General features: G+C 65.8%; 20 protein-coding genes and 1 pseudogene. 14 read left to right on the forward strand and 7 right to left on the reverse strand.

Annotated features, from left to right (window positions below):
• Positions 1 to 20: 20 nt before the first annotated feature.
• Positions 21 to 922, reverse strand: a pseudogene (rocF, locus tag AC24R4_RS08675) (arginase).
• Positions 923 to 1,161: 239 nt separating this feature from the next.
• On the opposite strand from rocF, the gene AC24R4_RS08680 reads away from it, so the two are divergent.
• Positions 1,162 to 2,754 (forward strand): MFS transporter, encoded by a 1,593-nt coding sequence (locus tag AC24R4_RS08680; protein WP_487522744.1) that lies wholly within the window; start codon positions 1,162 to 1,164, stop codon positions 2,752 to 2,754.
• Positions 2,755 to 2,778: 24 nt separating this feature from the next.
• The gene (locus AC24R4_RS08685; protein ID WP_092602590.1) at positions 2,779 to 3,234 is read left to right on the forward strand and encodes a MarR family winged helix-turn-helix transcriptional regulator; all 456 of its coding nucleotides are present in this window, start codon (positions 2,779 to 2,781) and stop codon (positions 3,232 to 3,234) included.
• Between the two features lie 25 nt (positions 3,235 to 3,259).
• Here AC24R4_RS08685 and AC24R4_RS08690 read toward each other — a convergent pair whose 3' ends face one another.
• From AC24R4_RS08690 to AC24R4_RS08700, 3 genes are all read right to left on the reverse strand, one after another.
• On the reverse strand, positions 3,260 to 4,603 hold the full coding sequence (locus tag AC24R4_RS08690) for a cobyrinic acid a,c-diamide synthase CobB (RefSeq protein WP_487522745.1): 1,344 nt from the start codon (positions 4,601 to 4,603) through the stop codon (positions 3,260 to 3,262).
• 92 nt (positions 4,604 to 4,695) lie between these two features.
• Complete coding sequence (locus AC24R4_RS08695; RefSeq protein ID WP_400396546.1) at positions 4,696 to 5,361, reverse strand: response regulator; 666 nt, start codon at positions 5,359 to 5,361, stop codon at positions 4,696 to 4,698.
• Between the two features lie 355 nt (positions 5,362 to 5,716).
• Positions 5,717 to 6,673 (reverse strand): LysR family transcriptional regulator, encoded by a 957-nt coding sequence (locus tag AC24R4_RS08700; RefSeq protein ID WP_153949183.1) that lies wholly within the window; start codon positions 6,671 to 6,673, stop codon positions 5,717 to 5,719.
• A gap of 846 nt (positions 6,674 to 7,519) precedes the next feature.
• Between AC24R4_RS08700 and AC24R4_RS08705 the strand changes: the two genes are divergently transcribed.
• The 4 genes from AC24R4_RS08705 to AC24R4_RS08720 all read left to right on the forward strand — a co-directional run bounded on the left by AC24R4_RS08705 (position 7,520) and on the right by AC24R4_RS08720 (position 10,580).
• Complete coding sequence (locus AC24R4_RS08705) at positions 7,520 to 7,810, forward strand: transposase (RefSeq protein ID WP_194946572.1); 291 nt, start codon at positions 7,520 to 7,522, stop codon at positions 7,808 to 7,810.
• Positions 7,811 to 7,911: 101 nt separating this feature from the next.
• Positions 7,912 to 8,250 carry a hypothetical protein gene (locus tag AC24R4_RS08710; protein WP_153949185.1) on the forward strand — a complete coding sequence of 113 codons (339 nt, stop codon included), beginning with the start codon at positions 7,912 to 7,914 and terminating at the stop codon, positions 8,248 to 8,250.
• 93 nt (positions 8,251 to 8,343) lie between these two features.
• Entirely contained in the window at positions 8,344 to 9,702 is a 1,359-nt protein-coding gene (locus AC24R4_RS08715; RefSeq protein ID WP_487522746.1) for a DUF3300 domain-containing protein, read from the forward strand.
• A gap of 2 nt (positions 9,703 to 9,704) precedes the next feature.
• Positions 9,705 to 10,580 carry a DUF2950 domain-containing protein gene (locus AC24R4_RS08720; protein WP_487522747.1) on the forward strand — a complete coding sequence of 292 codons (876 nt, stop codon included), beginning with the start codon at positions 9,705 to 9,707 and terminating at the stop codon, positions 10,578 to 10,580.
• Between the two features lie 7 nt (positions 10,581 to 10,587).
• Here the strand turns inward: AC24R4_RS08720 and AC24R4_RS08725 are convergent, their stop codons facing one another.
• Positions 10,588 to 11,331: a Crp/Fnr family transcriptional regulator gene (locus AC24R4_RS08725; RefSeq protein ID WP_487522748.1), complete on the reverse strand. Its 744-nt coding sequence runs from the start codon at positions 11,329 to 11,331 to the stop codon at positions 10,588 to 10,590.
• A 282-nt stretch (positions 11,332 to 11,613) separates the two neighbouring features.
• On the opposite strand from AC24R4_RS08725, the gene AC24R4_RS08730 reads away from it, so the two are divergent.
• A complete protein-coding gene (locus AC24R4_RS08730) occupies positions 11,614 to 12,684 on the forward strand; it encodes an extracellular catalytic domain type 1 short-chain-length polyhydroxyalkanoate depolymerase (protein ID WP_487522749.1) in 1,071 nt (356 codons plus the stop codon).
• 83 nt (positions 12,685 to 12,767) lie between these two features.
• On the opposite strand, the gene AC24R4_RS08735 is transcribed toward AC24R4_RS08730, so the two are convergent.
• A complete protein-coding gene (locus AC24R4_RS08735; RefSeq protein ID WP_400395891.1) occupies positions 12,768 to 14,078 on the reverse strand; it encodes an MFS transporter in 1,311 nt (436 codons plus the stop codon).
• 301 nt (positions 14,079 to 14,379) lie between these two features.
• Here AC24R4_RS08735 and AC24R4_RS08740 point away from each other — a divergent pair, with 301 nt between their 5' ends.
• Positions 14,380 to 18,351 (forward strand): DUF748 domain-containing protein, encoded by a 3,972-nt coding sequence (locus tag AC24R4_RS08740; RefSeq protein WP_487522750.1) that lies wholly within the window; start codon positions 14,380 to 14,382, stop codon positions 18,349 to 18,351.
• Positions 18,352 to 18,480: 129 nt separating this feature from the next.
• On the forward strand, positions 18,481 to 18,666 hold the full coding sequence (locus tag AC24R4_RS08745; protein WP_153949192.1) for a rubredoxin: 186 nt from the start codon (positions 18,481 to 18,483) through the stop codon (positions 18,664 to 18,666).
• Between the two features lie 236 nt (positions 18,667 to 18,902).
• On the opposite strand, the gene AC24R4_RS08750 is transcribed toward AC24R4_RS08745, so the two are convergent.
• The gene (locus tag AC24R4_RS08750) at positions 18,903 to 19,085 is read right to left on the reverse strand and encodes a hypothetical protein (RefSeq protein WP_092602616.1); all 183 of its coding nucleotides are present in this window, start codon (positions 19,083 to 19,085) and stop codon (positions 18,903 to 18,905) included.
• Between the two features lie 273 nt (positions 19,086 to 19,358).
• On the opposite strand from AC24R4_RS08750, the gene AC24R4_RS08755 reads away from it, so the two are divergent.
• The 5 genes from AC24R4_RS08755 to AC24R4_RS08775 all read left to right on the forward strand — a co-directional run bounded on the left by AC24R4_RS08755 (position 19,359) and on the right by AC24R4_RS08775 (position 24,467).
• Positions 19,359 to 19,862, forward strand: a complete 504-nt coding sequence (locus AC24R4_RS08755; RefSeq protein WP_400394341.1) for a hypothetical protein — start codon at positions 19,359 to 19,361, stop codon at positions 19,860 to 19,862.
• A gap of 292 nt (positions 19,863 to 20,154) precedes the next feature.
• Positions 20,155 to 21,321 (forward strand): cytochrome c oxidase subunit II, encoded by a 1,167-nt coding sequence (locus tag AC24R4_RS08760; protein ID WP_400394342.1) that lies wholly within the window; start codon positions 20,155 to 20,157, stop codon positions 21,319 to 21,321.
• A 14-nt stretch (positions 21,322 to 21,335) separates the two neighbouring features.
• On the forward strand, positions 21,336 to 23,093 hold the full coding sequence (ctaD, locus tag AC24R4_RS08765; protein WP_400394343.1) for a cytochrome c oxidase subunit I: 1,758 nt from the start codon (positions 21,336 to 21,338) through the stop codon (positions 23,091 to 23,093).
• Positions 23,090 to 23,755, forward strand: coding sequence for a cytochrome c oxidase subunit 3 (locus AC24R4_RS08770; RefSeq protein WP_487522751.1), 666 nt, complete (start codon positions 23,090 to 23,092; stop codon positions 23,753 to 23,755). The genes ctaD and AC24R4_RS08770 overlap by 4 nt, the downstream gene beginning before the upstream one ends.
• 13 nt (positions 23,756 to 23,768) lie before the next feature.
• Positions 23,769 to 24,467 carry a heme-copper oxidase subunit III family protein gene (locus tag AC24R4_RS08775; protein WP_400396961.1) on the forward strand — a complete coding sequence of 233 codons (699 nt, stop codon included), beginning with the start codon at positions 23,769 to 23,771 and terminating at the stop codon, positions 24,465 to 24,467.
• Positions 24,468 to 24,469 lie beyond the last annotated feature (2 nt).

Genomic DNA, 24,469 nt, shown 5'->3' on the forward strand with positions numbered 1-24,469 from the left:
AGGCGTGGCGCCGTAGCCGCCTACAACGTCGATTTGCCGAACAGGCTTTCGAGCAGCTCCACCACCAGTTCGGCCGTCTGGTTGTGCACGTCGCGCGCAGGATTCAGTTCGAGCACGTCCAGCGAGCCGAGCGCGCCGGTATCCTCGATCATCTCCAGGGCAAGGTGGGCTTCGCGGTAAGTCGGGCCGCCGCGCACGGGCGTGCCCACGCCAGGCGCGATCTGGCTGTCCAGGAAATCGACATCGAAGCTGACGTGCAGGTGCGTATTGCCGTCGATGCCCGCCAGGGCGTGCTCCATGGTCAGGCGCATGCCGTTCTCGTCGATATAGCGCATGTCATAGACCGTCAGGCCCAGTTCGCGCAGCCGCATCTTCTCTTCGGCATCGACGCTGCGGATGCCGATCTGGCGGATCTGCCGCGCCGTCACAGCCGGGGTGACGCCGCTGAGCGCAGTCAGCGGTGCCGGCCCGTCGCCGCAAAGGCAGGCCACCGGCATGCCGTGAATGTTGCCGGTAGGGCTGGTGCTGCCGGTATTGGCATCGGCGTGGGCGTCGAGCCAGAGCACCATCAGGCGCTTGCCCTGCTCGCGGCAGTGGCGGGCGGCTGCGCTGACCGACCCGATGGCCAGGCAATGATCGCCCCCCATCAGCAGCGGCATGTGGCCGGCCGCCAGCGTCGCATAGGCGGTCTCGAAAACCTGCTCGTTCCAGGTCAGCACCTCTGCAGATGCCGCATGCCGTCGACTGGCGCCTGCCACGGGTTGCCCGGCCCGCTCAGGTTGCCCAGGTCGCGGACCTGCAGCCCGTTGCGGGCCAGCGCACTGGCGATGTCGGCCACGCGTAGCGCGTCCGGGCCCATCGAAGCGCCGCGAATGCTGGCGCCGACATCGGTGGGCGCGCCAATCAATGTGACTGACTTCATGCAATCTCTCCGGAGCTGGACGAATGTGTCAGGGGCCCGGTGCATCGAATGTCTCCTGTGATGCACCCGTGGCCCGGCGTCAATGAATGTGCTGATACCCATCATCGCACCGATCCTGAAACCCATCGTAGGAACGCCAAAAATCTTCTGCCGGAACAAATTGCCGCCCCTATAATCTGAAGATCATTGATCGCACAATTATTGATCGGGCAATAGATATGGCATCGGATTCGGGGCACATGCAGGGCAAGGCACAGTCGGGCAGCCAAGGGCAGGTCTTGCCATTTCGCGAGTCGCTGCTGGCGATGCTCGGCATTGCCTTTGTCGTGATGCTGGTCGCACTGGACCAGACCGTGGTGTCCACGGCGCTGCCGACCGTGGTGGCCGAGCTGCAGGGGTTCGAGTACTACGCGTGGGTGGCCACGGCATATCTGCTCACGTCCGTGGTCACGGTGCCGATCTTCGGCCGGCTCGGAGATTACTACGGGCGCAAGCCGTTTGTGCTGGCGTCGATCGTCGTCTTTCTGGTGGCTTCGGTGTTATGCGGCATGGCTTCGAGCATGCCGTACCTGGTGGCGGCGCGTGCGCTGCAGGGGATTGGCGGCGGCATGCTGGTCGGCACGGCGTTCGCCTGTGTTCCCGACCTGTTTCCCGATTCGCATGTGCGTCTGCGCTGGCAGGTCATCCTGAGCACGGCATTCGGGCTGGCCAACGCGCTCGGCCCGTCGCTGGGCGGGCTGCTGACCGAATGGTATGGCTGGCGCGCGGTGTTCTATATCAATGTGCCGGTGGGTCTGCTGGGGCTGGTGATCGCCTGGCGCTACCTGCCCCATCTACGCCAGTCGCGGCATGAGGGGCCGATTCGCATCGACTGGCTGGGGGCGCTGCTGATTGCGGCCGGGCTGGGCAGCCTGCAGCTGTCGGTGGAATGGTTGCCGGAGCGCGGCTTCGACATCGTGACCATCGGTCTGATGGTGCTGTCCTGCGCGTCGTTCGTCGCGCTGTGGCAATGGTCGCGCCGGTGCGAGGCGCCGATCCTGCCGCTCGACATGTTCCGCAATCCGGCGCTGGCGCCGCTGTTCCTGCTGGGCGTCCTGGGCGGTTTTGCGATGTTCGCGCTGCTGCTGTACGCGCCGCTGCTGTTCCAGGGCGGATTTGGCTATTCGCCGAAGGAGGCCGGCCTGCTGGTCACGCCGCTGGTGGTCTGCATTACCGTCGGCAGCATCGTCAATGGCCGTATCATTACGCGCATTCCGCAGCCCAACAGCATGCTGTATGCAGGGTTCGCCATGCTGGCGCTGGCGCTGCTCGGTTTGTCGCAGGCGACGCGCAGCATGCATCACAATGTGTTGCTGGCCATCATGCTGTGCGCCGGCTTGGGGCTGGGCTTCGTCCTGCCTAACCTGACCGTATTCGCACAACAGACGGCCGGACGCGCGCACCTGGGCATTGCCACCGCCATGTTGCAGTCGCTGCGCATGGTGGGCGGCATGGTGGGCACGGCGCTGGTGGGGACGCTGGTGACGCGCAGCTACACCACAGGGGTGACGGCGTCGCTGGCAGCGGCCAATGCATCGGACTGGGCCTCCCGGCTGACTGATCCCCAGATCCTGATCGACAAGGCCGCCCAGGCGGAATTGCTGACCCATCTGCAAAAGGCAGGGCACAATGGAGCCCTGCTGCTGGAGCAGGCGCGGGTGTCGCTGGTAAGCGCCATCCATCTTGGCCTGTTGCTGGCGGCCGTCGCGGCGCTGATCGGCATATGGCGGGTGCGCCGCGTACCGCCGATCAGGCTGGCGCGGGTGCATGAGCCCGCGATGGCCGCGGACTGATATCTGCCAACTGGAGACTCGATTTTGGAACTGGAGCGACAAAGCCTGGCCGTGCTGCAACAGTTCGGACGCACTTACCGCGCATACGCCGCCGCGTTCGAACAGCGCATCGGGCATCCGTTGCCGCGCTGGCGCATTCTGTTTGCCCTGTACGGGCACGAAGGCCCGATTGCGCAAAAGCCGCTGGCTGACCGCGTGGGCATGGACCCGGGCGCCCTCACGCGCCAACTCAAGGCGCTCCAGGAACTGGGCTGGATCGAGCGTTCCACCAGCGAGCGCGACAACCGCATGACCAACGTCACGCTCACCCAGTTGGGCCGCGACATCGTTGACCAGGCCATGCCGCGCCGGTCGGCATTCCTGCAGGACGTACTGACGGGCGTGTCGGAAACGACGATGCACAACCTGTCGAAGGGGCTGGCCCAGCTGGAAGCCGGCATCGCCGACGCCGTGGCACGCACCGAACGCGACGCCGCCTGACAGGCCGCCCGCTATCGCGCTTCCGTCAGCATGCGCCCAGCACCGCCGCAATCGCGGCGGGATTCGACGGAAAATAGAAATGGACGTACGACGCGGTGAGGCTGCCGGCCTGATAGACCGCTTCCCCCGTGCCGCCATCGCGTGGCGACACGGCCCTGACTGCTGGCGTCAGCGGCGTTGCTGCGCTCGAATAGTGGAACGTATGGCCGCGCAGCACTTCGCCGGTGCCGGGTAGTGTGACCGCCTGGTGGCCAATCGCGGCCAGCCTGCGCTGCATCGTCACCGTTCCCGGCAGCAGACCGGCCATGGCATGGCTCACACCGTCCTTGTCGACGAGGCGCTCGAACAACGCCATCATTCCGCCGCACTCCGCCAGTATCGGCACGCCGCGCGCATGCGCGTCGCGCAGTGCATCGCGCATCGCCGAGTTGGCTGCCAGTGTGGCGCCGTGCAGCTCGGGGTATCCACCCGGTAGCCACACGGCGTCGCAAGGTGGCAGGGCGTGGTCGCGCAGCGGCGAAAACCATGCGACATGCGCGCCCAGCGCCGTCAGCGTATCGAGGTTGGCCGGATAGATGAAGCGGAAGGCGTCGTCACGCGCAATGGCGATGCGCTTGCCCGCCAGCAGCCGTGGCGGCGCCGCAGTGTGGGCCGGCGCAAACGCCACGGGCGCGGGCAGGTGCGACAGCGGCAGGGCGGCCAGTGCATCGGCCAGCCTGTCGAGCCGCGTCATCAGGTCCGGCAGTTCGTCGGCGCTGAACAGTCCAAGATGCCGCTCGGGCAGGCTGGCCGATGCGTCGCGGGCCAGCGCGCCGGCCCACGCAATGCCCGGCGGCACGCTTTCGCGCAGCATCTCGGCATGACGGGCCGTGGCAACGCCATTGGCCAGCACATGCATCGCCCGGAACGGCTCGCCGTAGTGCGCCAGCCCGTAAGCCAGCGCACCGAACGTCTGGGCCATCGCGCCGGCCTGGATCACCGCCAGCACCGGCAGGCCGAACAGGCGTGCCACATCGGCGCTGCTCGGCGTGCCGTCGTGCAGGCCCATCACGCCTTCCACCAGGATCAGGTCTGCGTCGGCCGCGGCGTCGGCCAGGCGCGCCCTGGCATCGGCTTCGCCCGTCATCCAGAGATCGATCGACTGCACTGGCGCGCCACTTGCCGCGGCCAGCAGCGTCGGGTCCAGGAAGTCGGGCCCCGTCTTGAAGACCCGCACGCGGCGGCCCTGGCGTGCGTGCAGCCGCGCCAGCGCCGCGGTGACGGTGGTCTTGCCCTGGCCTGACGCCGGCGCGGCGATCATCAAGGCGGGCACCGCGCGGGCAGGGGGCGCGTCGGGAAGTAGCGAAGGCGGTGGCGATGTCGGCAACATGAACGTAGCGGAGGCGGCGGGCCGGCCCCCGCACGGTGATGGCTTCGGAGGGGCCGGTTGGCGTGGCCGATTATAGCGAGCGGCGTCCATGGTCATCCGCCTTGTGGCAGCACCATGCCCTGCAGGGCCGCGCATTCGAACAGCTCGCGGTCGTTGGTGACCCCGAGCTTGTGCATGGCGCAGTTCTTCTGCCGGCTGATGGTCTTGACGCTGCGGCACAGCGTGGCGGCAATCTCGGTCACCGAGCGACCGGTCAGGTACAGGCGCAGCACTTCCGTTTCGCGCGCCGACAGCCGCTGCATGCCTTCGCGCCCGATCGGCATCATGGGGCGCACTTCGGTCGGCGCCAACGCCCGTAGCGCCGACTTGCCGATATAGGTGAAGCCGCGCTGGGCACGGGCAATCGCCGTCACGATTTCGGAAAGCTGGCTGTCCTTGAGCAGCAGGCCCTGCACGCGGACATCGAGTATCGTGCGCAGCACCAGCGGATTCGTGATCATCGTCAGCACCACGACCGACATGGCCGGGTAGCGGCGGCGCAAGGCCGTGATCAGGCGTACGCCATCGAGCTCGGCCGGCCCGGGCATGTGATAGTCGGTGACCACGACATCGGGCCGCAAGTTGTCGGCCTGCTGCAGCAGGTCGGTGGCACTGATCACTTCCCCGCAGACCTCCCAGCCGGTCTGCGTCTGCAACCTGGCCCGGATCGCCGCCGTAATGACGGGGTGGTCGTCGGCCAGCAAAATCCTCAACGTCATCCATCGACTCCTGTCCTGTTCACATGGCTCTTCAGCGTCGGCTTCGCGCTGGCGTCAAAAAATGCGCCGCACGCGGGAGTGGCGTGCGGCGCCAACACGCATCGACTGCGTGCACGCGTGTGGCGGACTGCATGGGAGACAGCCCGCAACACTGCGATGCCCGGCGAGGTTAATGCCCGCAGGCGCGGATGGGAGTAAGAGGATTCGCAAAATGCACGAAAGACTCCTGCGATTGCGCAGGGGATATGCAGACGGCCCCGCGATGTCGCCATCGCGGGGCCGTGTCAGCGGGTCGGGGCCGTGTTTGGGCCGTGTTTGGGCCGTGTTTGGGCCGGCGCTCGCCAGTTCGCCAGTTTCAGGCGATCGCCGCCAGCGCCGGGGTGCGGTGCTGTGCGTGGCGGCGCCCGTCGATGGCCTTGAGCGGGTCGCGCAGGATCGACGCGCCCACGTCCATGATGTCGCGCAGCGCGGCCGGGTCCTGTGCCCGCTGCGGCGTCCAGAAATGCAGCGCCGCCCAGGCCGGAAACGCGGCAGGCGGTGCCAGCAGCCGGGTCTTGCGGTCGCGGGTGACCAGCGGCACGTTGAAATCCAGGACCGGGCAGATGCCGCCGGCGGAATGCAGCAGCGTGATCTGCGTATGCCATGACGGCACCACGGTCTCGCGATGGCCTGGCGTATTGGCGCGCCGCGCCAGGAAGGCATGCAACGGGCTGCCGCTTTCGCAGTCCTCCTGCAGCAGGATCCAGTCGGTCTCCGCTTCGTCGTTCGTGCCCCCACGCGCGGCGCTCACCAGGCGCCGCGGCGTGGCCAGGATGCTATGCGGCAGCACGCTGTCGGGCACGTTGGCGCCATCCACCACGAACGCGCAATCGAGATGGCCGGCGTCGAGGCTGTCGCCCAGCGACGCATCGGCAATGACAGGCCGCGTGACGAAGCTGTCATGTGGAAAGCGTTCGCACAGCGTGGTGAGGATTTCCGTGATGACCGGATCGCCGATCGACGATGAGAACCCGATCGAAATGCGCCGGCGGTTGCCGGTGGCATGGGCTGAATGGTCCTGCGGCTGGACCAGATGGTTCCAGCGCGCAAGGATTTGCCGGGCCGTCTGTTCGAGCCGCAGCGCGTGGGGCGTAGGCTCCAGCGTGCCATTGCGCTTGACGAACAGCGCATCGCCGGTGATTTCTCGCAGGCGGGCCAGGCTGTAGGCCACGGTTGGAATGCGTCCCTGTGTGCAAGCCGCCACCGCGCCGAGGTCGCGGTACTCCATGAGCAGGACGAACACATGCAATAGCTTGGTACTGACGTGCCGCATACTGACTTCTCCCGATCCGAACTTCTGTTTTTCTTGTTGTGGCGAAGCGTTGCAACTTCGTGACTGCGAGACCTGCCGTTGCCGGTCCTGCCATCACGCAACGCCTGCGACCTGTACAGCATGAAACTACGGGGGGCGGGAACGAAAAACATGTGCGCCCGGGCAATGCAACCCGCGTCTTTGCACGCGGGTATATCCACGATTGCCGCGCTTCTTCGACAGAGCATCGAAGGCATGTGCGGTACGGCAGTGGCTCCTCTTCTTCAGGCCCGGACCCGGCAATCGCCATCATCACCATGGCGGTGAAGGGGCTGCCGGACGCCTGTCTGCGTGCGCCGGGGAGGCGTGCCCTGCAGGCGTTTGAAATTTAGTTGATGCGAAGAAATCTTAATACAACATTTTGGAAACTACTAGAACGGCGTGTGATGTCATGTTTGTCATCTGACTGGCAAAGGCCCCTTTGTTCGCACATCCATACAAAGCGAAAACCCGCATGGCACGTACGTCGCAGGGCGATGCACCCTGTGCGGCATTGACCCCGAGGCGATTGCACGGTGTGCCAGAAAAGTGTTTCAACCCGATGTTCTGGCATGAATTCGGAATCGGAATATTCCAAGATGGAAAAACAAAATTTGGTTGCGCTGGCAATGCGTGCGCCATAGGAAGGAGTCCGCAAGGGATTGCCGCCGCCAGCGTCGTTGACCATGCCGATGCTCTCATTCAATTTGCTTAACTCGTGCGGCGAAGACACTGAATTCCTTTTGCGCAAGGGCTGGGCTACCTTACCGGCATGAACGGCAGGCCGTTGCGCCCGCCGCGCGGGGGGAGCCACGAGCGGAGGCATCGGTGAACAGACGCTATTCGGAGGAGCAGATCCGCATGTACCTCGCCGAGGCCGCGAACGGCGTGCCCGTGCGGGAACTGTGCGCGCGCTATGGTTTCAGCGATGCCTCGTTCTACGGCTGGCGTGCCAGGTATGGTCCGACACGGCATGGCGACGGCGCCGACACGCGGCGCGTGCGTCAGCTCGAGGAAGAAAATGTGCGCCTGAAGAGTATGCTTGCGGATGCGCTGCTGCAACTTGAGCTGCTGCGCAACCGAACCGGCAGGCGGAGCCACGGCAAGACGGATGCATGACATCGTGCCCGACCATCCTGCCTGCCGGAAGCCGTCGCAAGGCAACCGCCGTGTTGCCAATGAATTCTGGAGTTTTTCTGGTGAGAAAGGTTTTGGCAGCCATGGCTGCAGCCGTATGCGTGGTCCCATTCGTTGCCTACGGGCAGGCGCCATCGACGGATCCGTCCACGCCGATGATCGCCCCGCCGCCCCCGCGCATGCTCGATCCCGCCACGTCCACGGTAGATGATCCGGGCGGCGCGTCAGGCACATCGCAGCGGGAGCATTGCCGCCAGCTGCTCGACAAGATCAATGCATTGCCCGCCGGGCCGCAGTGGTCGCAGGGCCAGTCGAATGTCACCACCGCCGATGGGCGCAGCTATTCCACGCTCGAACGCGCGCCGGAACGCAAGCGCCTGGAAGAAGCCTACCGGCAGGAGTGCGCGCAGGCCCGCAAGTAAGCCAATCAGTCAGCCAGTCAGTTGGGGCAACGGGCCTGGGCCAGCATTGGCAGGCAGGTGTAGCGGTCCTTTTTCGTCATTGAGGGAGTGATCATGTTGCGCGTGCGACGAATCGTGGCCTGGCTGCTTGGGCTGACCCTGCTCGCCACGGCCGGCAGTGCGTTGGCCCAGGCCAAGCTGGACAAGCCTCATCTTGACCAGTTGCTGGCGCCCGTGGCGCTTTATCCCGATGCGCTGCTGTCGCAGGTGCTGATGGCTTCGACCTATCCCGCCGACGTGGCGGCTGCCGCGCAGTGGTCGAAATCGAATGCGAGCCTGTCGGGCGATGCCGCCACCAAGGCCGTGGCCAATGAGCCATGGGACCCTAGCGTGCAGTCGCTGGTGGCCTTCCCGTCGGTCATGGACATGATGGGGCGCCAGCCGCAATGGGTGCAGTCGGTGGGCGATGCGTTCCTGGCGCAGCCCGACGACGTCATGGATTCGGTGCAGCGGCTGCGCGTGCAGGCGCAGAAGGCCGGCACGCTGAAGACCACCGAGCAGCAGAAGGTGGTGACGCAGCAAAGTGGCAGTACAACGATCGTCCAGATCGAGCCGGCCAATCCGCAGGTCGTGTATGTGCCCGCCTACAACCCCACCGTGGTCTATGGCACGTGGCCCTATCCCGCCTATCCGCCCGCCTACTATCCGCCGCCGCCGGGCTCCGTGTTCGCGACGTCGCTGGTGGCCGGCATCGGCTTCGGGCTGGGTGTGGCGGCGGTGAATTCGATGTGGGGCGGATTCAACTGGGGCGCGCATGACGTCAACATCAACGTCAACCGCTACAACAATATCAACGTGAACCAGCGGCTCGACGTCAACCGCGCCAACGTGAACTGGCAGCACAACCCGGCCAACCGCGGCAACGTGCCGTACAACAACCCCAACGTCGCCAACCGTTTCGATGCGCAGCGCCAGCAGGCCCTGGCCAATCGACCCCCGCCGGGACAAGCCGGTGGTCAGCGGCTGGGGCAGGGCGGTGGCGGCGTCCAGAACCCGCAGCGGCCAGGACAGGCCGGCGGCGCCCAAAGCCAGCGTGACGCCGCGCGCGACCGCGCCGCACAGTCGTTCCAGGGACGGACCGGCCAGTCGATTGCGGGACACGGCTCGCCCGGCGTCAATCGCCCGGGCGGCGGGCAGAATCCTCGCCCGGCCGGCGCAGATCGCCAGCACGCCGATCAGATGGACGCGCGCAACCGGGCTCGCGACACCAATCATGCCAACGCCTTCCACGATGCCGGCAATGGCGACCGCATGCGCCAGCAGGCCGAGCGTGGCGGCACAGGACTGCAGAGCTTCGGTGGCCAGCGGACCATGCCGGACCACGGCGGATTCCAGGGTGGCGGCGGAGGCGGCGGCCATTTCGGCGGCGGAGGCGGTGCTGGCGGCGGTCATTTCGGTCACGGTCGGAGATAACGATGAAGCACAACCAGGGAACTCGCGGAAACGCACGCGGTTGGAAGTCGTTGCGCGCGCTGGCCATGGCCGTGCTGGTCGGCGCGTCGATATCTGCGCCGGCCGTGGCGTTGGCGCAGCAGGTATTCCCGTCGCCCGAGGCGGCCATGGACGCGCTGGGCGATGGCGTGGCACGCAGCGACACCGACGCGCTCAAGCGCGTGCTGGGCGCGCAGTATCGCCGGATCGTGCCGCCGCATCTGGACCAGCAGGACATCTACGATTTTCTTGGCGCCTGGGCCAATCACCATGCCGTCCGCAAGGACGGCGAGAATACCGCCAGCGTGGAAGTGGGCAGCAGCGGCTGGACGTTTCCGGTGCCGATCGTGAAACGCAAGGCCGGATGGCAGTTCGACCTGACGGCAGGCGAGCGCGAGGTCAGGGTTCGCCGGATCGGCCGCAACGAGATCGTGGCCATGGACACGCTGCTGCAGCTGGCCGATGCCCAGCAACGCTATGCCGAGCAGGTGGGCAAGGGCGCATTCGCCGGGCAACTGGTCAGCACGCCGGGCAAGACCAATGGCCTGTACTGGCCGTCGGCATCGAAGGAAAACGATAGTCCGCTGGGGCCGGATGCCCTGGCCATGGGCCCGGAGACGCCGCCCGACGAGGCGTTCTTCGGCTATCGCTACCGCGTCATTGCGCCGCCGAAGGGCAGCGACGCAAAATTCGCGTTCATCGCATGGCCGGCGCGCTATGGCGATTCCGGCGTGCATTCGTTCATGCTGGACAGCGAGCGCCGTTTCTACGAGCGCGACCTGGGCAAGGCGACGGCGTCGCGCGCTGCGGCCATCCGGACGTTCGCGCCGCAAGGGTGGAAGCCGGTGGCAAAGGAGTAGGGGATCTTCAGTCGCCCGGGCCCCGCAGCGCCACGCGGTCGGGGTCCGCGTAGACGTCTGCCAGTCCGTCCGGATCGACGATCCGCAGCATGCGGTGCCGTACCGTGATCAGTCCCACCGACCGGAAGCGCGATAGCAGCCGGGACACCGTTTCCAGAGTCAGGCCAAGGTAGCTGGCGATGTCGTTACGCGTCATCGCCAGCGTCAATCCGCCGTCGGAAATGCCGCGACGCGCCTGTTCGGCGGCCAGGTCGAGCAGCAGCATGGCCAGCCGTTGCGACGCCTTCATCGACCCAATGGCGACCATCAGTTCGGCTTGACGCCCGGCCTGCCGCCGCAGGTTGGCCAGAATGGCGGCGCGCAATGCCGGATCGGCAAGGCTCTCGTGCAAAGTCTCGATGGGGATGGTGCAGCACTCGGTGTCCTGGAGCGCAACGGCGCTGGCCCCATGGGCGGCGGATTCGTTCGGCTCCAGGCCGCATACATCGCCGCACTGAAAAAAGCCGCTGACCTGCCGCCATCCCAGACGGGATTCGTAGACCTGCTTCAGTCCGCCCGTGCGCAGGGGGAAGACCGCCAGCGTGGGCCGGCCCTGCGCATAAAGCACGTCGCCGGCCCGTAAGCGCACCCGACCGGGCGCAAGCGGCACAGGCGCCCGCAATGCGCTATCGCCGCAGGCATGGCGACATGCCTGGCGGAACGGACAAATTGTGCAGGATGGGGCGCTTGCGCCGGGATGTTCGAAGGACATCGTCGCGCCGATCGGTCCATGGGGTGTTTATGCGTTTCAGTATAAATGGCCGTAAATGGCATGGATTTCCCATCGTTCTGCATTCTTTCGTCGCCATGACGTAAGTTTTTTCGAAAGTACTCCCCCGTTCGGGGCAGAACGGCGCGTCACAAGGAAATCTTTGTTTCCAAAATTCATGTTGCATCTTGCAGACAATGACGGCAGTTCGTCACGTCGGCTGTGTTATGCTGCGTCGCACAAATAGAGGAGGAGACCCGTTCCTAGATGAGCAGGAGTCTTCATATGGCCAAAAGCCTGTCTCCGACCTGGGATGCACAGTGGCGACAATTCGGTCGCCCGCATTCCCAGGCCGCGAAGCAAATTCGTTCCTGGCTGGGGCGCCTTGATCCGGCGCAGCCGGCTGCACGGCGGCTGCGACACCCCGCGGGTGAGCCCGCGCCAGCCGAACTGCCCGGATCGTGGCAATCCCACAAGCTGGGCCTGGAACCGCTGCCGGGCGAGCTGGTGCCGCAGCTGTCGTATCGTCTTTATATTCCGTCTGGCGCCAAGGGCGCGTTGCCGCTGGTGGTGATGCTGCACGGCTGCCAACAGACGCCCGAAGACCTGGCTGCCGGCACGCGCATGAACGCGCTGGCCGAGCGCGAGGGATTCATGGTGGCTTATCCGCAGCAGCCGTTGCGCCGCTCCGTACACCGCTGCTGGCAATGGTTCGACCTGGGTGACGGCGTGGGCGGTCGCGAGGCGCAGGCCGTGGCGATGCTGATCGACGAACTGTCCAGCCGGCCTGACGTGCGCACGGGCGAGATTTATCTGGCGGGTTTGTCCGCCGGGGCGGCCATGGCTGCCGTGGTGGCGCTGCGTTATCCGGAAAAAGTCGCGGCGGTGGGTTTGCACTCGGGCGTCGTGATCGGCGCGGCCGGCAATCCGGGCGCGGGCCTGAAGGCAATGCGCCATGGCACCGAGCTGGAACCGGCCTTGCTGCTCGATGCCGCCGGCGTGACGCCGGGCGGCCCGGAGATGCCCGCGATCGTCGTGCATGGCATGACCGATGACGCCGTGAATCCCATCAATGGCCGCCTGCTGGCCCGCCAGTTTCTGACCTACAACGGGCTGAGCGAACGCACCGGCGCGCGTCTGGACTGCGCCAACGACGCGCCGCCGCTGGAAGCGGGCGACTATCGGGAAGCCCGCTTTGGCCGGTGGAATCGCGACGTCGTGCGGCTGGTGGAGGTGGCTGGCCTCGATCACGCGTGGAGCGGCGGCGACGCCAGCGTGCAGTACCACAGCGACGTTGGGCCGGACGCAAGCTGGATGATGTGGCAGTTCTTCCGGCAGCATCGCCGCCCGGCGTGACGCGGCCGCCGCGGAATGGAAAAAGGGGAAGGCTTCTGGCCTTCCCCTTTTTTGTCCGCACGTGCCGGTGAATGCGCCCTGGATCAGGCTTCCCGCTTGCGCACGAACAGCGCGGTGATGATGCCCATGACGCAGACACCGACCACGTAGTGCGCCGGGGCCAGCTTGTCGGTCTTCAGCATCAGCGAGACGATGACCGGCGTCAGCCCGCCGAAGATCGCGTACGAGACGTTGTACGAGAAGGACAGGCCCGAGAAACGCACCTGCGCCGGGAAGGCATGCACCAGCACATACGGCACGGCGCCGATCGTGCCGACGAAGAAGCCGGCCAGCGCGTACAGCGGCAGCAGCAGGTCTGGGCGCGTGCCAATGGTCGTGTACAGCAGGTAGGCCGTCGCCGCCAGCAGCGCGCCGCCGATGGACAGCGTCAGGCGGGCGCCGATGCGGTCGGCCAGCACGCCGGCCACCACGCAGCCAATCGACAGGAACAGCGTGGCCGCACTGTTGGCAACCAGCGCCGTGCGGGCGTCGAAGCCGAACAGCGTCTGCAGGTAGGTGGGCGTCAGCAGGATCACCACCACGATGCCGGCCGACAGCATCCAGGTCAGCAGCACCGAGATCAGCACGGCGCCGCGATGGTCGCGCACCACGGCCTTCAGCGGCATTTCGGCGGCCAGCGCCTTGCGCTGCTGCAGTTCGGCGAACACCGGCGTTTCGTGCAGCCAGCGGCGCAGGTACATCGAACCCACGCCAAAGATGCCGCCCAGCACGAACGGCACGCGCCAGCCGTGGGCCAGCAGTTCCTGCGGGTCGAAGATCGCATTGATGCCGGTGGCCACCAGCGAGCCCAGCAGGATGCCGGCCGTCAGGCCCGCCGTCAGCGTGCCGCAGGCATAGCCGATGTGGCGCTTGGGCACGTGTTCGGACACGAATACCCAGGCACCCGGCACTTCGCCGCCCACGGCGGCACCCTGCAGGATGCGCAGCACCAGCAGCAGCACCGGGGCCAGCAGGCCGATGGTCGCGTAGGTGGGCAGCAGGCCCATCAGCAGCGTCGGCACCGACATCAGCAGGATCGACAGCGTAAACATCTTCTTGCGGCCCAGCAGGTCGCCGAAGTGCGCCATGATGATGCCGCCCAGCGGGCGCGCCAGGTAGCCGGCCGCGAAAATGCCGAAGGTCTGCAGCAGGCGCAGCCAGTCCGGCACCGAAGCCGGGAAGAACAGCTGGCCAATGACCTTGGCGAAAAAGACAAAAATAATAAAATCGTAGAACTCAAGCGCGCCGCCCAATGCTGCAAGGGCAAGCGTCTTGTAGTCCTGGCCGGTCAGCGGGCGGGCGGCGTGGCCGCCTTGCGCGCCCAGTTCCCCGGCAGTACTGCTGGACGTGGACATGAAAAGACTCGCATGGATACATTCACATGCGAAGCGCGCAACACGGATGACGTGGAGGAAGACGGCCGAGGGATGACGACACGAACTTGGCGAACCGGGGCCGGCGGGTAAGCCGGCGGGCACGACGGGACGCTTCGCAAAGGCATAAAGATACCAGATCGATGTGTTTCATCTGCGATTTTGATCAGATTGAATACTAAATCGGCCGTCGCGCTGCCATAATCCGTCTCCATAATACAAAAGCAAGTGAAATCCGGGGCACAAAGCGCGAAATGCGCGGGGTCATATATTCTGGGGTGACATGGCTTTCAAGGATTCCATCCAGGCTGCGACAGGGGCGGCCATGGCAACGCCGCGCCGGCGCGTGGCCGTGCGCGTCGCGGGCGGCGTGGTGGCCGCGCTGGCTGTTTTCGGACTGGCCGGCTATGTTGGCGGGCCGCCGCTGATCAAATATCTGGTAGAAAAGAACGCGACCGAGGCGCTGGGCCGCAAGGTCACGCTGGGTGGCGCGCAGGTGCGGCCATTCGAACTGGGCGCGACGCTGAATGACCTGACCATTTTCGAGCCCGATGGCAAGACGCCCATGCTGACGCTGGGCGAGGTCGAGGCCAATACCGCGGCCGCGTCGATCTGGCATCTGGCGCCGGTGGTCGATTTCCTCCATGTGGACCGGCTCAGCGTGCATGTGGTGCGCAATGCCGACGGCCGCATGAGCTTTGCCGACATCCAGGAACGCTTTGCCGCCCAGCCGCCCAAGCCGGCCGACAGCAAGCCGGCGCGGTTCTCGGTCAGCAATATCGCCGTGTCCAACAGCAGCTTCGTCTATGACGACAAGCTGCTCGATACCGTGCAGCGCGTGGAGAACTTCACGCTGACCCTGCCGTTCCTGTCGAACCTGCCGCACGATGTGGCCATCAATACGCGGCCGTCCTTGTTTGCCAAGATCAATGGCACGCCGCTGGCGCTGGACGGTACATCGCAACCGTTTTCCGACAGTCACCAGACCGACCTCAATGTGAATCTGGACGGTCTGGAGTTGGCGAAGTACATGGCATTCGCGCCAAAACTGAAGGATGCGGAGGTCAAGGGCGGTCTCGTCGATACCCGGCTGAAGGTGGGCTTCCGGCAGGAAAAGGACAAGCAGGACCTGTATGTGTCCGGCACGATCGCGCTACGCGATGCCGATGTGCAGACGCACGCCGGGGCGCCGATCGTCAAGGCCGGACGTCTGGCCGTCGATCTGGACCGCGTGCAGCCGCTGGCGCACACGGCGCATGTGAAAAGCATCGAACTGGAGGGATTCGATCTGCAGGCGCTGCGTCGCCGGGATGGCACGCTGAACCTGGCCACCGCGTTCCTGCCGGCGGCGGCCCCGGCACCGAAGGCCGCGGCGCAGGCCCCGGCCAAGGCCGCGGCGCCGGCATCAGCGGCATCGGCGGCATCGGCATCCGCGCCTGCGGCCGCCGGGGTGCAGGCGCCGCCGAAGGCCGAGGAGGTGCCGTGGTCGTATGCCGTGGACCGCGTGACGGTCAAGGAAGCCAGACTGGGGTTTGTCGACGAACTGGCGCCATCGGGCCCCGGCAAGCTCGACATCGGCCCGGTCAACGTCGATATCGCCAATCTCGCCAGTACCGGCGACAAGCCCGCGAAGCTTGACGCCAATATCACGATCGCCAACGGGCAGACCGTCAAGCACACCGGCGAACTGGGCCTGAAGCAGGGCACGCTGACGGGTACGCTGGAAACGGCGGGCCTGCGTCCGCAAGGCTTCTCGGCGTGGTGGCCGCGCGCGCTGCACAGCCAGCTGGGCGAAACGGCCATCAACGCCGCGCTGCATTACTCGATGGCGTGGACGCAGCCAGTGTTCCAGTTCACGCTGCAAAAATCGCGTGTCGAGCTGTCGCCGGTCTATGTGGCCACGCGCGATCCGGTCAAGGTGCCGGCCGCGTCGGGCGCATCGGCCGCCGCCAATGACAGCGATGACGATGCCAAGGCCGCACCGGCCCGGCGCGGGGCCCGGGCGGCACGTACGGCGCGCGTGGCGGATACCGCAGGCGCCAACCTGCCGCTGATCCATGCCGACAAGCTGATCCTGGACGATATCCAGCTCGACCTGGCCAAACAGACGTTCGAAGCCGGACAAGTGGCGCTGGTGAAGCCGCGCATCGCGGCCACGCGCGATCGTCGCGGCGAGTTGCTGGAATCGGCGCAGATCTGGGCCACCGAATCGGCCGAACAGAAGGCGGCGGACCAGAAGGCCGCTGCGAAGCCGGCACCGCAGGCCAATGGCGGTGCGGCGGCACCGGGCTGGAAGGTGCGCGTGGGCAAGGTGGCCGTGGACGGTGGCGAGGCACGGCTGGCGGACTACGCGCCTGCCGAAGTCAATCGCGGCCGTCCGGTGATCCACCAGTTCCGCAATATCGGACTGAGCACCGGCACCATCACGTGGCCGCTGTCGCCGGGCGCGTTGCCGATGAAGCTGCATGCCGAAAGCGGCCGCAAGGGCGTGATGAACATCGACGGGCAGGTCGTGCCGACCGGGCCCGCCGCGCAATTGCAGCTGGACCTGCGCGATCTCGACATGGCGCCGCTGCAGCCTTATCTGGCCGATCGCTTCAACGCCGCGCTGCGCAGCGGCACGATGACGGTCAAGGGCAAGGTGGCGTACGACGCGCCGGCCGGCAAGCCGATCGCCGTGCGCTTCAGCGGCAACGCCTTTGCGGGCAACGTGCGTACCGTCGATCGCATTTCCGGGGATGACTTCCTGCGCTGGCGTGCGCTGGCGGTCAATGGCATCGACTTCAGCATGGACGATGCCAAGGGGCCGATGCAGGTCGGCGTGAGCAACGTGGCGCTGAACGACTTCTATGCGCGCGTGATTCTCAATGCCAACGGCCGGCTGAACCTGCAGGACGTGGTGGCCGGCGGTGCCGAGAAGGGCGAGGCGGCGCCATCCACGAGCCTGACGCAGGCCAGCCCGGCGTCGGTCCCGGAGGCCAGGCCCGCACCGCAGGCCGCACCCGCCAGGCAAGCGGCCGGCCCGAAACCCCAGATTCGCCTGGGCGGCGTGACGATCAACAAGGGCAACATCAACTTCTCGGACTTCTTCGTCAAGCCGAACTACTCGGCCAACCTGACCGACATGAAAGGTTCGGTGTCGAAGGTGTCGTCGGCCGATCCCACGCCGGCGGACCTGGTGCTCGACGGCCGGCTCGACGACGACGCGCCGGTCAGCATCAGCGGCAAGCTCAATCCGCTGGGCGAGCAGCTGTATCTGGACATCGCGGCCAAGGCGGCCGGCGTGGAACTGACACGCCTGACGCCGTACGCGGCCAAGTACGCCGGCTACCCCATCACCAAGGGCAAGCTGACTGTCGATGTGGCGTACAAGATCGAGAACGGCAAGCTGGACGCGCGGAACCACCTGTACCTGGACCAGCTCACGTTCGGCGACAAGGTGGACAGCCCCGATGCCGTGAAGCTGCCGGTGCTGCTGGCCGTGTCGCTGCTCAAGGACCGCAATGGCGTGATCGACATCAACCTGCCGGTGTCGGGCTCGCTGTCGGACCCCGAGTTCAGCATTGGCGGCGTGATCATGCGCGTGATCGTGAACCTGCTGACCAAGGCGATCACGTCACCGTTCTCGCTGATCGCCTCGGCGTTCGGCGGCAGCGGCGAGGAGCTTGGCTATATCGAGTTCGCGCCCGGATCGTCGACGCTGACCGATGAGGGGCGCAAGAAAATCGAGACGGTGGGCAAGGCGCTGAACGACCGCCCGTCGCTGCGGCTGGAAATCAGCGGGCGTATCGACCCGGCCACCGATGCCGATGGCGCGCGCCGCGTCTGGCTGGACCAGCGCGTGGCCGAAGCCAAGCAGCGCGACCTGCGCCGGTCGGCCCAGGCTGGCGCGCAGGCCGAGGAAGGCGAGGGCGGGGACCAGGGTGCCAAGGTGACCGTGTCGAAGCAGGAGTATCCAAAGTACCTGGAAGCGGTGTACAAGCGCGAGTCGTTCAAGAAGCCGAAGAATTTCATCGGCCTGAACAAGTCGCTGCCGCCGGCCGAGATGGAAAAACTGCTGCTGGAAAACGCCCCCGTCACCGATGCCGAGCTGCGGGCGCTGGCGGACCAGCGCGCGCTGGCGGTCAAGCAGTCGCTGGAACGCGACGGCAAGGTGCCCGATTCGAAGCTGTTCCTGACGGCGCCGAAGCTGACCGCCGAGGGCATCAAGGACAAGGGCACGCCCAACCGCGTCGACTTTTCGATCCGGCAATAGCCGTCGCCCGGCATGCGGGCCCGGTGCGGCGTTTGAACGAAAGCTTCAACGCCGCAGCCCGGGTGCCCGCACCGAAACCGCGTATCATTCGCCCCGGACTGACCGATTGACGATCAAAAGGAGCGAGTGTTGGAGCAGGAAGCGATTGCCTACAAGACCTGGGTTTGCCTGATTTGCGGGTGGGTGTACGACGAGGAACAGGGCTGGCCCGAGGACGGCATCGCGCCTGGCACGCGCTGGGAAGCGATTCCCGAGGACTGGCGTTGCCCCGAGTGCGACGTCAGCAAGGGCGACTTCTCGATGATCGAGATCTGAGTTCCGGCGGGAATTCAGGGGATGTGGGAGTGCCTCTGTCGCAACTCCCTGCACAGGCCGGCGCGGGCGCGCCGGCGCGCGCATCGCGTGTAGCGCATCCGGAAGGGATGGCTGCATCGCCATAGCGCGGACGCCACGGTCAGGACCAGCAGCGCCGCCATCAAGGCAGCGAGCAGTGTCAATGACATCGCGCCTCCTTCTCTCTCACAGGCGCTTCACTTCCAGCGGTCGCGCAGCTATATCAGCAGCGGCAACGCCTCCAGCACGAGCACCCCTAGCAGCACCCCGATGATTGCGCCCGCGCACCGGCAGCTGATACGCAGCGCCTTGGCGGCCACCGGGATCGCACCCATCGCCAACAGCCCGACGAGCGCCATGGGGATCAAAAACACAAGATCGTGCGCCTGTACGTGAATCATGGCGGTCTCCTGTCTTGTTTCGTTCTGTTTCCAGTATAGGCCGTGGGTGGCGAATACAAGGCCGGAAGCGTCAGGGTTGTCCCGCAATGTTTGAAACGCTTGCAGAGTTTCTCTGCTGCGGCGCATGTCGCGCCCCGGCGGCTCTGATGGGACCGTTCGTGCGCTACGCCGCGCTGCACAACGTGCCAGGCGGGTGGGCCGTCTGCATCTGCCGCGGCCGGTGTCCTATGCTGGACGCATGATGGCTATCGTCGCCACCAATGGGAGGAAGCTATGGAACTTCACATGCATTCGCACCACTACGTGCGCCGCCTGCCCGACTGGTCTGCCGCCGCGGTATCGGGCCTGGCCGCAGGGGCGTTGCTGATCGTCGTGGAGATGTTCTGGTCGAGCATGGTGGCCGGCGTGCATCCGTGGGGCACCACGCGCCTGATCGCTGCCATCGTGATGGGCCCTGACGTGCTGCAGACGTCGATGTTCAGTGTCAGCACGGTGGCCGTGGCGCTGATCATTCACTTCGTGATCGGCATTGTGCTGGGCTGTGTGCTTTGCGCCATCATCGCGCCGTTCCAGCTAGATTCGAGCGTCGGCATGTCGATGCTGGTGGGCGCGGGATTCGGGCTGGTGGTCTACCTGTTCAACTTCCATGTGATGACGGCCGCGTTCCCGTGGTTCATCGACGCGCGGGGCTGGCATACGCTGGTGGGCCACCTGATCTTCGGCATGTGCATCGCGCTGTGCTACTGGAAGCTGGAATCGCGCGATGTCGTGCACTAGATACATCGTCTTGTGATGCAAGGTGTTGTGCGCATGGCATGGCTGTGAGCCACGGCCCGCGTGCGCCCACGGATGGCAGTTGGGACCGTCATGTTCCCACTGCCATTTTTGCTGTGCCGCACGCGTGACATGCCGGGTGCGGCCGCGCGAGTGGCTCCGAACGATATGCGGCACATGTCGCCTTGCAGTGGCCTGAACCGATGCACTAGTCTTATTCCACGTGCGTGAACGGGCGCACCTGCCTGCCCCTGCCTTCCGGCCCGTTCCCTTGCGTGCGTAAGAGGAGGGGGACATGGCGATCGCGGTCGTGCTCGTCATCATGGTCGCTGCTTCGGTGCTCTTTCATTTCCTGAGCCCGTGGTGGCTGACACCGCTGGCGTCCAACTGGAAACAGATGGACGACACGCTTACCATTACCCTCGTCATCACCGGCGCGTTCTTCGTCGGCATCAATGTGCTGCTGGGGTATATCGTCTGGCGCTTCCGGCATCGCGCGGGGCATCGGGCCGCCTACGAACCCGAGAACCGCCGGCTCGAGCATTGGCTGATCGGCCTCAGCGCGGTGGGCATCATGGCACTGCTGGCGCCGGGGCTGATTGTCTACGCCGACTATGTCAGGCCGCCGCACGAGGCCATGGCGATGGAGGTGGTGGGCCAGCAATGGCAATGGGCCTTCCGCTTTCCCGGCCGGGGCGGCACGCTGGGCACGACGGACCCGCGCTTCACCAGCGCCACCAATCCGATGGGCCTGAATCCGGACGACCCGAACAGCCAGGACGATGTGATCATACTGGGACCGGAAGTGCACCTGCCGTTGAACCGCCCGGTCAAGGTGCTGCTGAGATCGAAGGACGTGCTGCACGATTTCTATGTGCCGCCGTTCCGGGCCCGCATGAACATGGTGCCGGGCATGGTGACCTCGTTCTGGTTCACGCCCACACAGGCGGGCAAGTACGACATCCTGTGCGCGCAGCTTTGCGGCGTGGGGCACTACAACATGCGCGGCCATGTGGTGGTGGAGGAACCCGCGGCATTCGAGGCCTGGCTGGCCAAGCAGCAGACCTTCGCGATGACCCAGGCCAAGGCGCCGCAGCCGGCCGCGCTGCCGGGTACCGGCGTGGCCCCCGGCGCGGGCGCCAGTGGCAACGTCGAGCAGGGCCGGGCGCTGGCGCAGAGCAAGGGTTGCGTGGCATGCCACAGCATCGACGGGACGCAGGGCGTGGGCCCGTCGTGGAAGGGCTTGTACGGCAGCACGCAGACGTTTGCCGATGGCAGCAGTGCCACCGTCGACGACGCCTTCCTGAAGAAGGAAATCGAGGATCCGCAGGCGCGTGTGGTCAAGGGCTTTGGGCCGGTCATGCCGAAGGTGCCCGTGACCGATGCGGAGGTGGCGGCGCTGTCCGCCTATATCCATTCGCTGGGCTCCGGCGCCGGTGCGGCGCCCCAGGCCGGGAAGTAGGCAAGGAGGACGCAATGGCCTATGCCGACGACGCCACCCATCACGGTCCGCAGAGCTTCTGGACGCGCTACGTCTGGAGCCAGGACCACAAGGTGATTGCCGTGCAGTACACGCTGGTGGCCATCTTCGTGGGGCTGGTTGGCGTGGCGCTGTCGAACCTGATGCGCATGCAGCTGGGGTTTCCGGGGAAGTTCGAGTTTATCGACGCCAACCGCTATTACCAGTTCGTCACCATGCACGGCATGATCATGGTGATCTACCTGCTGACGGCACTGTTCCTGGGCGGCTTCGGCAATTACCTGATCCCGCTGATGGTGGGCGCGCGCGACATGGTGTTCCCGTTCCTGAACATGCTCAGTTTCTGGGTCTACTTCCTGTCCGTGATCGTGCTGCTGGCCAGCTTCTTCGTGCCCGGCGGGCCCACGGGCGCGGGCTGGACGCTGTATCCGCCGCAGGCGATCCTGCCGGGCACGCCGGGGCATGACTGGGGCATCATCCTGATGCTGGTGTCGCTGCTGATCTTCATCGTCGCCGCCACCATGGGCGGGCTGAACTACGTGACCACCGTGCTGCAGGCGCGTACCGAGGGCATGACGATGTTGCGCATGCCGTTGGCCGTGTGGGGCATCTTCATGGCCACCATCCTGGCGCTGCTGGCATTCCCCGCGCTGTTCGTCTCCGGCGTGATGATGCTGCTCGACAAGACGCTGGGCACCAGTTTTTTCATGCCGGCCATGGTGTCGATGGGCCAGCAGCTCAACTACAAGGGCGGCAGCCCGTTGCTGTTCCAGCACCTGTTCTGGTTTTTCGGGCATCCCGAGGTGTATATCGTGGCGCTGCCGGCGTTCGGCATCGTGTCCGACCTGGTCAGCGTGCATTCGCGCAAGAGCATCTTCGGCTACCGGACGATGGTCTGGGCCATCCTGGCGATCGGCCTGCTGTCCGTGGTGGTCTGGGCGCACCACATGTTCGTGAGCGGCATGAATCCGTACTTCGGCTTCTTCTTCGCCACGACCACGCTGATCATCGCCGTGCCGACGGCCATCAAGGTGTACAACTGGGTCATCACGCTGTGGCGGGGCGACATTCATTTCTCGGTGCCGATGCTGTTCGCCATCGCGTTCATCAGCACCTTCGTGATCGGCGGCCTGACGGGGCTGTTCCTTGGCAACGTCAGCGTCGACATACCGCTGTCCAACACCTATTTCGTGGTGGCGCACTTCCATATGGTGATGGGCGTGTCGCCGATCCTGGTGGTGTTCGGCGGCATCTACCACTGGTATCCGAAGGTGACCGGGCGCATGCTCAACGACACCATGGGCCGCATCCATTTCTGGGTGACGTTCGTGGGCACCTATGCGATCTTCTTCCCGATGCACTACCTGGGCATCATGGGCATGCCGCGCCGCTACTACGCCTGGGACAACTACAGCTTCATTCCGGAATCGGCGCATACGATGAACATGTACATCTCCATCGCGGCCTTCGTGGTGGCGGCGGCCCAGCTCCTGTTCGTCTTCAACCTGTTCTGGAGCCTGCGCCGCGGACGGGTGTCCGGCCCCAATCCCTGGCGCGCGGCGTCACTGGAATGGCAAACGCCGCAGACGCCTCCCGTGCATGGCAACTGGGGGCCGCACCTGCCCGTGGTGTACCGCTGGGCCTATGCGTACAGCGAGCCGGGCGCCAGCGAAGACTTTATCGCGCAGAACGCGCCGCCCGATGCCGGGGGTGGCGAGCCCGAGCCGTATCCCAGCCGGGGAGCCGTGGCATGAATGCCGATCCGATGGCGGCCGGTTCGGGAGCCGGCGTTTTCCGTGTATCGCCCGATTCCCCCGGCAGCGGCGCGGGCGGCGACGCCATGCACGGCCACGGCCAGCGTGCACCGGGCAGCACGGGGCTGTGGGTATTCATGGGCGTGGTGGCCGCGTTGTTCACGCTGTTCCTGGCGGCCTACGTCATGCGCATGGACAGCCCCGACTGGCATCGGATTGCCTTGCCGTGGCAGGTCTGGCTGTCAACGGGCCTGCTTGCGATGGCCAGCGTGGCGATGGCGGTGGCCTCGCGTGCGGCCAGGGCAGGGCGGATGGCGCGCGCGCGCGGGGCGCTGCGGCTGGGCGGGCTCGGCGCGCTGGCGTTCGTGGGATCGCAGCTTTGGGGGTGGGCGGCGCTGTATGCGGCGCATGTCGTGCCGGCCAGCAATCCGGCCGGCAGCTTTTTCTACCTGCTGACGGCCATGCACGGTCTTCACATGATCGGCGGGCTCGTCGCCTTTGCATTCGTGGCCTTCGATCGCGGCAGCGGCATGCGCACGCAGGTGCGCATCGGTCTTTGCGCCCGGTACTGGCATTTTCTGCTGGGCGTATGGATCGTACTGCTGGCCGCGCTGGCGTGGTTGACGCCCGAGCTCGTCAACTACATCTGCGGCCGGGGATGAGGGAGGTACACCGATGAGTTCGCAACTCTCCACCCCGGCGGCGTCGCCGCACGATCATCCGCCGGGCGGCCTGCGCGGCCTGGTCGCCGACTGGTCTTCGGACCAGCGCGCGTTCAAGGTGTCGTGGGGCAAGGCGATGATGTGGATCTTCCTGCTGTCCGACACCTTCGTCTTCAGCTGCTTCCTGACCGGTTATATGACCGTGCGGATCGCCACCACGGTGCCGTGGCCGAACGTGGCCGAGCTTTTCGGCATGAACATTGGCGGCCGGCAGGTGCCCATGCTGCTGATTGCGATCATGACGTTCACGCTGATCACCAGCAGCGGCACGATGGCCATGGCGGTCAACTGCGCCTACCGGCGCGACCGCCTGAACTGCGCCAAGCTGATATTCGTGACGGCGTGGCTGGGCGAAGTCTTCGTCTGCATGCAGGCATACGAATGGACCAAACTCATCGTCCTGGAAGGCGTGCGGCCGTGGGGCAACCCGCATGGCGCTGCGCAGTTCGGTTCCGTGTTCTTCATGATCACGGGGTTCCATGGCTTTCACGTGACGTGTGGCGTGATCTACCTGCTGGTGATCGCCAGCAAGGTGCTGCGCGGCCATTACGACATCGGCGGGAACTACCAGCCCGTGGAGATCGCCGGCCTGTACTGGCACTTCGTGGACCTGGTCTGGGTCTTCATCTTCGCGCTGTTCTACCTGTGGTGAGG

This window comes from Cupriavidus sp. CER-90 (assembly GCF_057652055.1).

What these genes read in the sequence shown, in the direction of transcription:
- AC24R4_RS08680 (WP_487522744.1), top strand. Translation starts at nt 1,162, where the DNA reads ATGCAGGGCAAGGCACAGTCGGGCAGCCAAGGGCAGGTCTTGCCATTT.
- AC24R4_RS08690 (WP_487522745.1), bottom strand. Translation starts at nt 4,603, where the DNA reads ATGTTGCCGACATCGCCACCGCCTTCGCTACTTCCCGACGCGCCCCCT.
- AC24R4_RS08695 (WP_400396546.1), bottom strand. Translation starts at nt 5,361, where the DNA reads ATGACGTTGAGGATTTTGCTGGCCGACGACCACCCCGTCATTACGGCG.
- AC24R4_RS08700 (WP_153949183.1), bottom strand. Translation starts at nt 6,673, where the DNA reads ATGCGGCACGTCAGTACCAAGCTATTGCATGTGTTCGTCCTGCTCATG.
- AC24R4_RS08710 (WP_153949185.1), top strand. Translation starts at nt 7,912, where the DNA reads ATGGCTGCAGCCGTATGCGTGGTCCCATTCGTTGCCTACGGGCAGGCG.
- AC24R4_RS08715 (WP_487522746.1), top strand. Translation starts at nt 8,344, where the DNA reads ATGTTGCGCGTGCGACGAATCGTGGCCTGGCTGCTTGGGCTGACCCTG.
- AC24R4_RS08720 (WP_487522747.1), top strand. Translation starts at nt 9,705, where the DNA reads ATGAAGCACAACCAGGGAACTCGCGGAAACGCACGCGGTTGGAAGTCG.
- AC24R4_RS08725 (WP_487522748.1), bottom strand. Translation starts at nt 11,331, where the DNA reads ATGTCCTTCGAACATCCCGGCGCAAGCGCCCCATCCTGCACAATTTGT.
- AC24R4_RS08730 (WP_487522749.1), top strand. Translation starts at nt 11,614, where the DNA reads ATGGCCAAAAGCCTGTCTCCGACCTGGGATGCACAGTGGCGACAATTC.
- AC24R4_RS08735 (WP_400395891.1), bottom strand. Translation starts at nt 14,078, where the DNA reads ATGTCCACGTCCAGCAGTACTGCCGGGGAACTGGGCGCGCAAGGCGGC.
- AC24R4_RS08740 (WP_487522750.1), top strand. Translation starts at nt 14,380, where the DNA reads ATGGCTTTCAAGGATTCCATCCAGGCTGCGACAGGGGCGGCCATGGCA.
- AC24R4_RS08750 (WP_092602616.1), bottom strand. Translation starts at nt 19,085, where the DNA reads ATGATTCACGTACAGGCGCACGATCTTGTGTTTTTGATCCCCATGGCG.
- AC24R4_RS08755 (WP_400394341.1), top strand. Translation starts at nt 19,359, where the DNA reads ATGGAACTTCACATGCATTCGCACCACTACGTGCGCCGCCTGCCCGAC.
- AC24R4_RS08760 (WP_400394342.1), top strand. Translation starts at nt 20,155, where the DNA reads ATGGCGATCGCGGTCGTGCTCGTCATCATGGTCGCTGCTTCGGTGCTC.
- ctaD (WP_400394343.1), top strand. Translation starts at nt 21,336, where the DNA reads ATGGCCTATGCCGACGACGCCACCCATCACGGTCCGCAGAGCTTCTGG.
- AC24R4_RS08770 (WP_487522751.1), top strand. Translation starts at nt 23,090, where the DNA reads ATGAATGCCGATCCGATGGCGGCCGGTTCGGGAGCCGGCGTTTTCCGT.
- AC24R4_RS08775 (WP_400396961.1), top strand. Translation starts at nt 23,769, where the DNA reads ATGAGTTCGCAACTCTCCACCCCGGCGGCGTCGCCGCACGATCATCCG.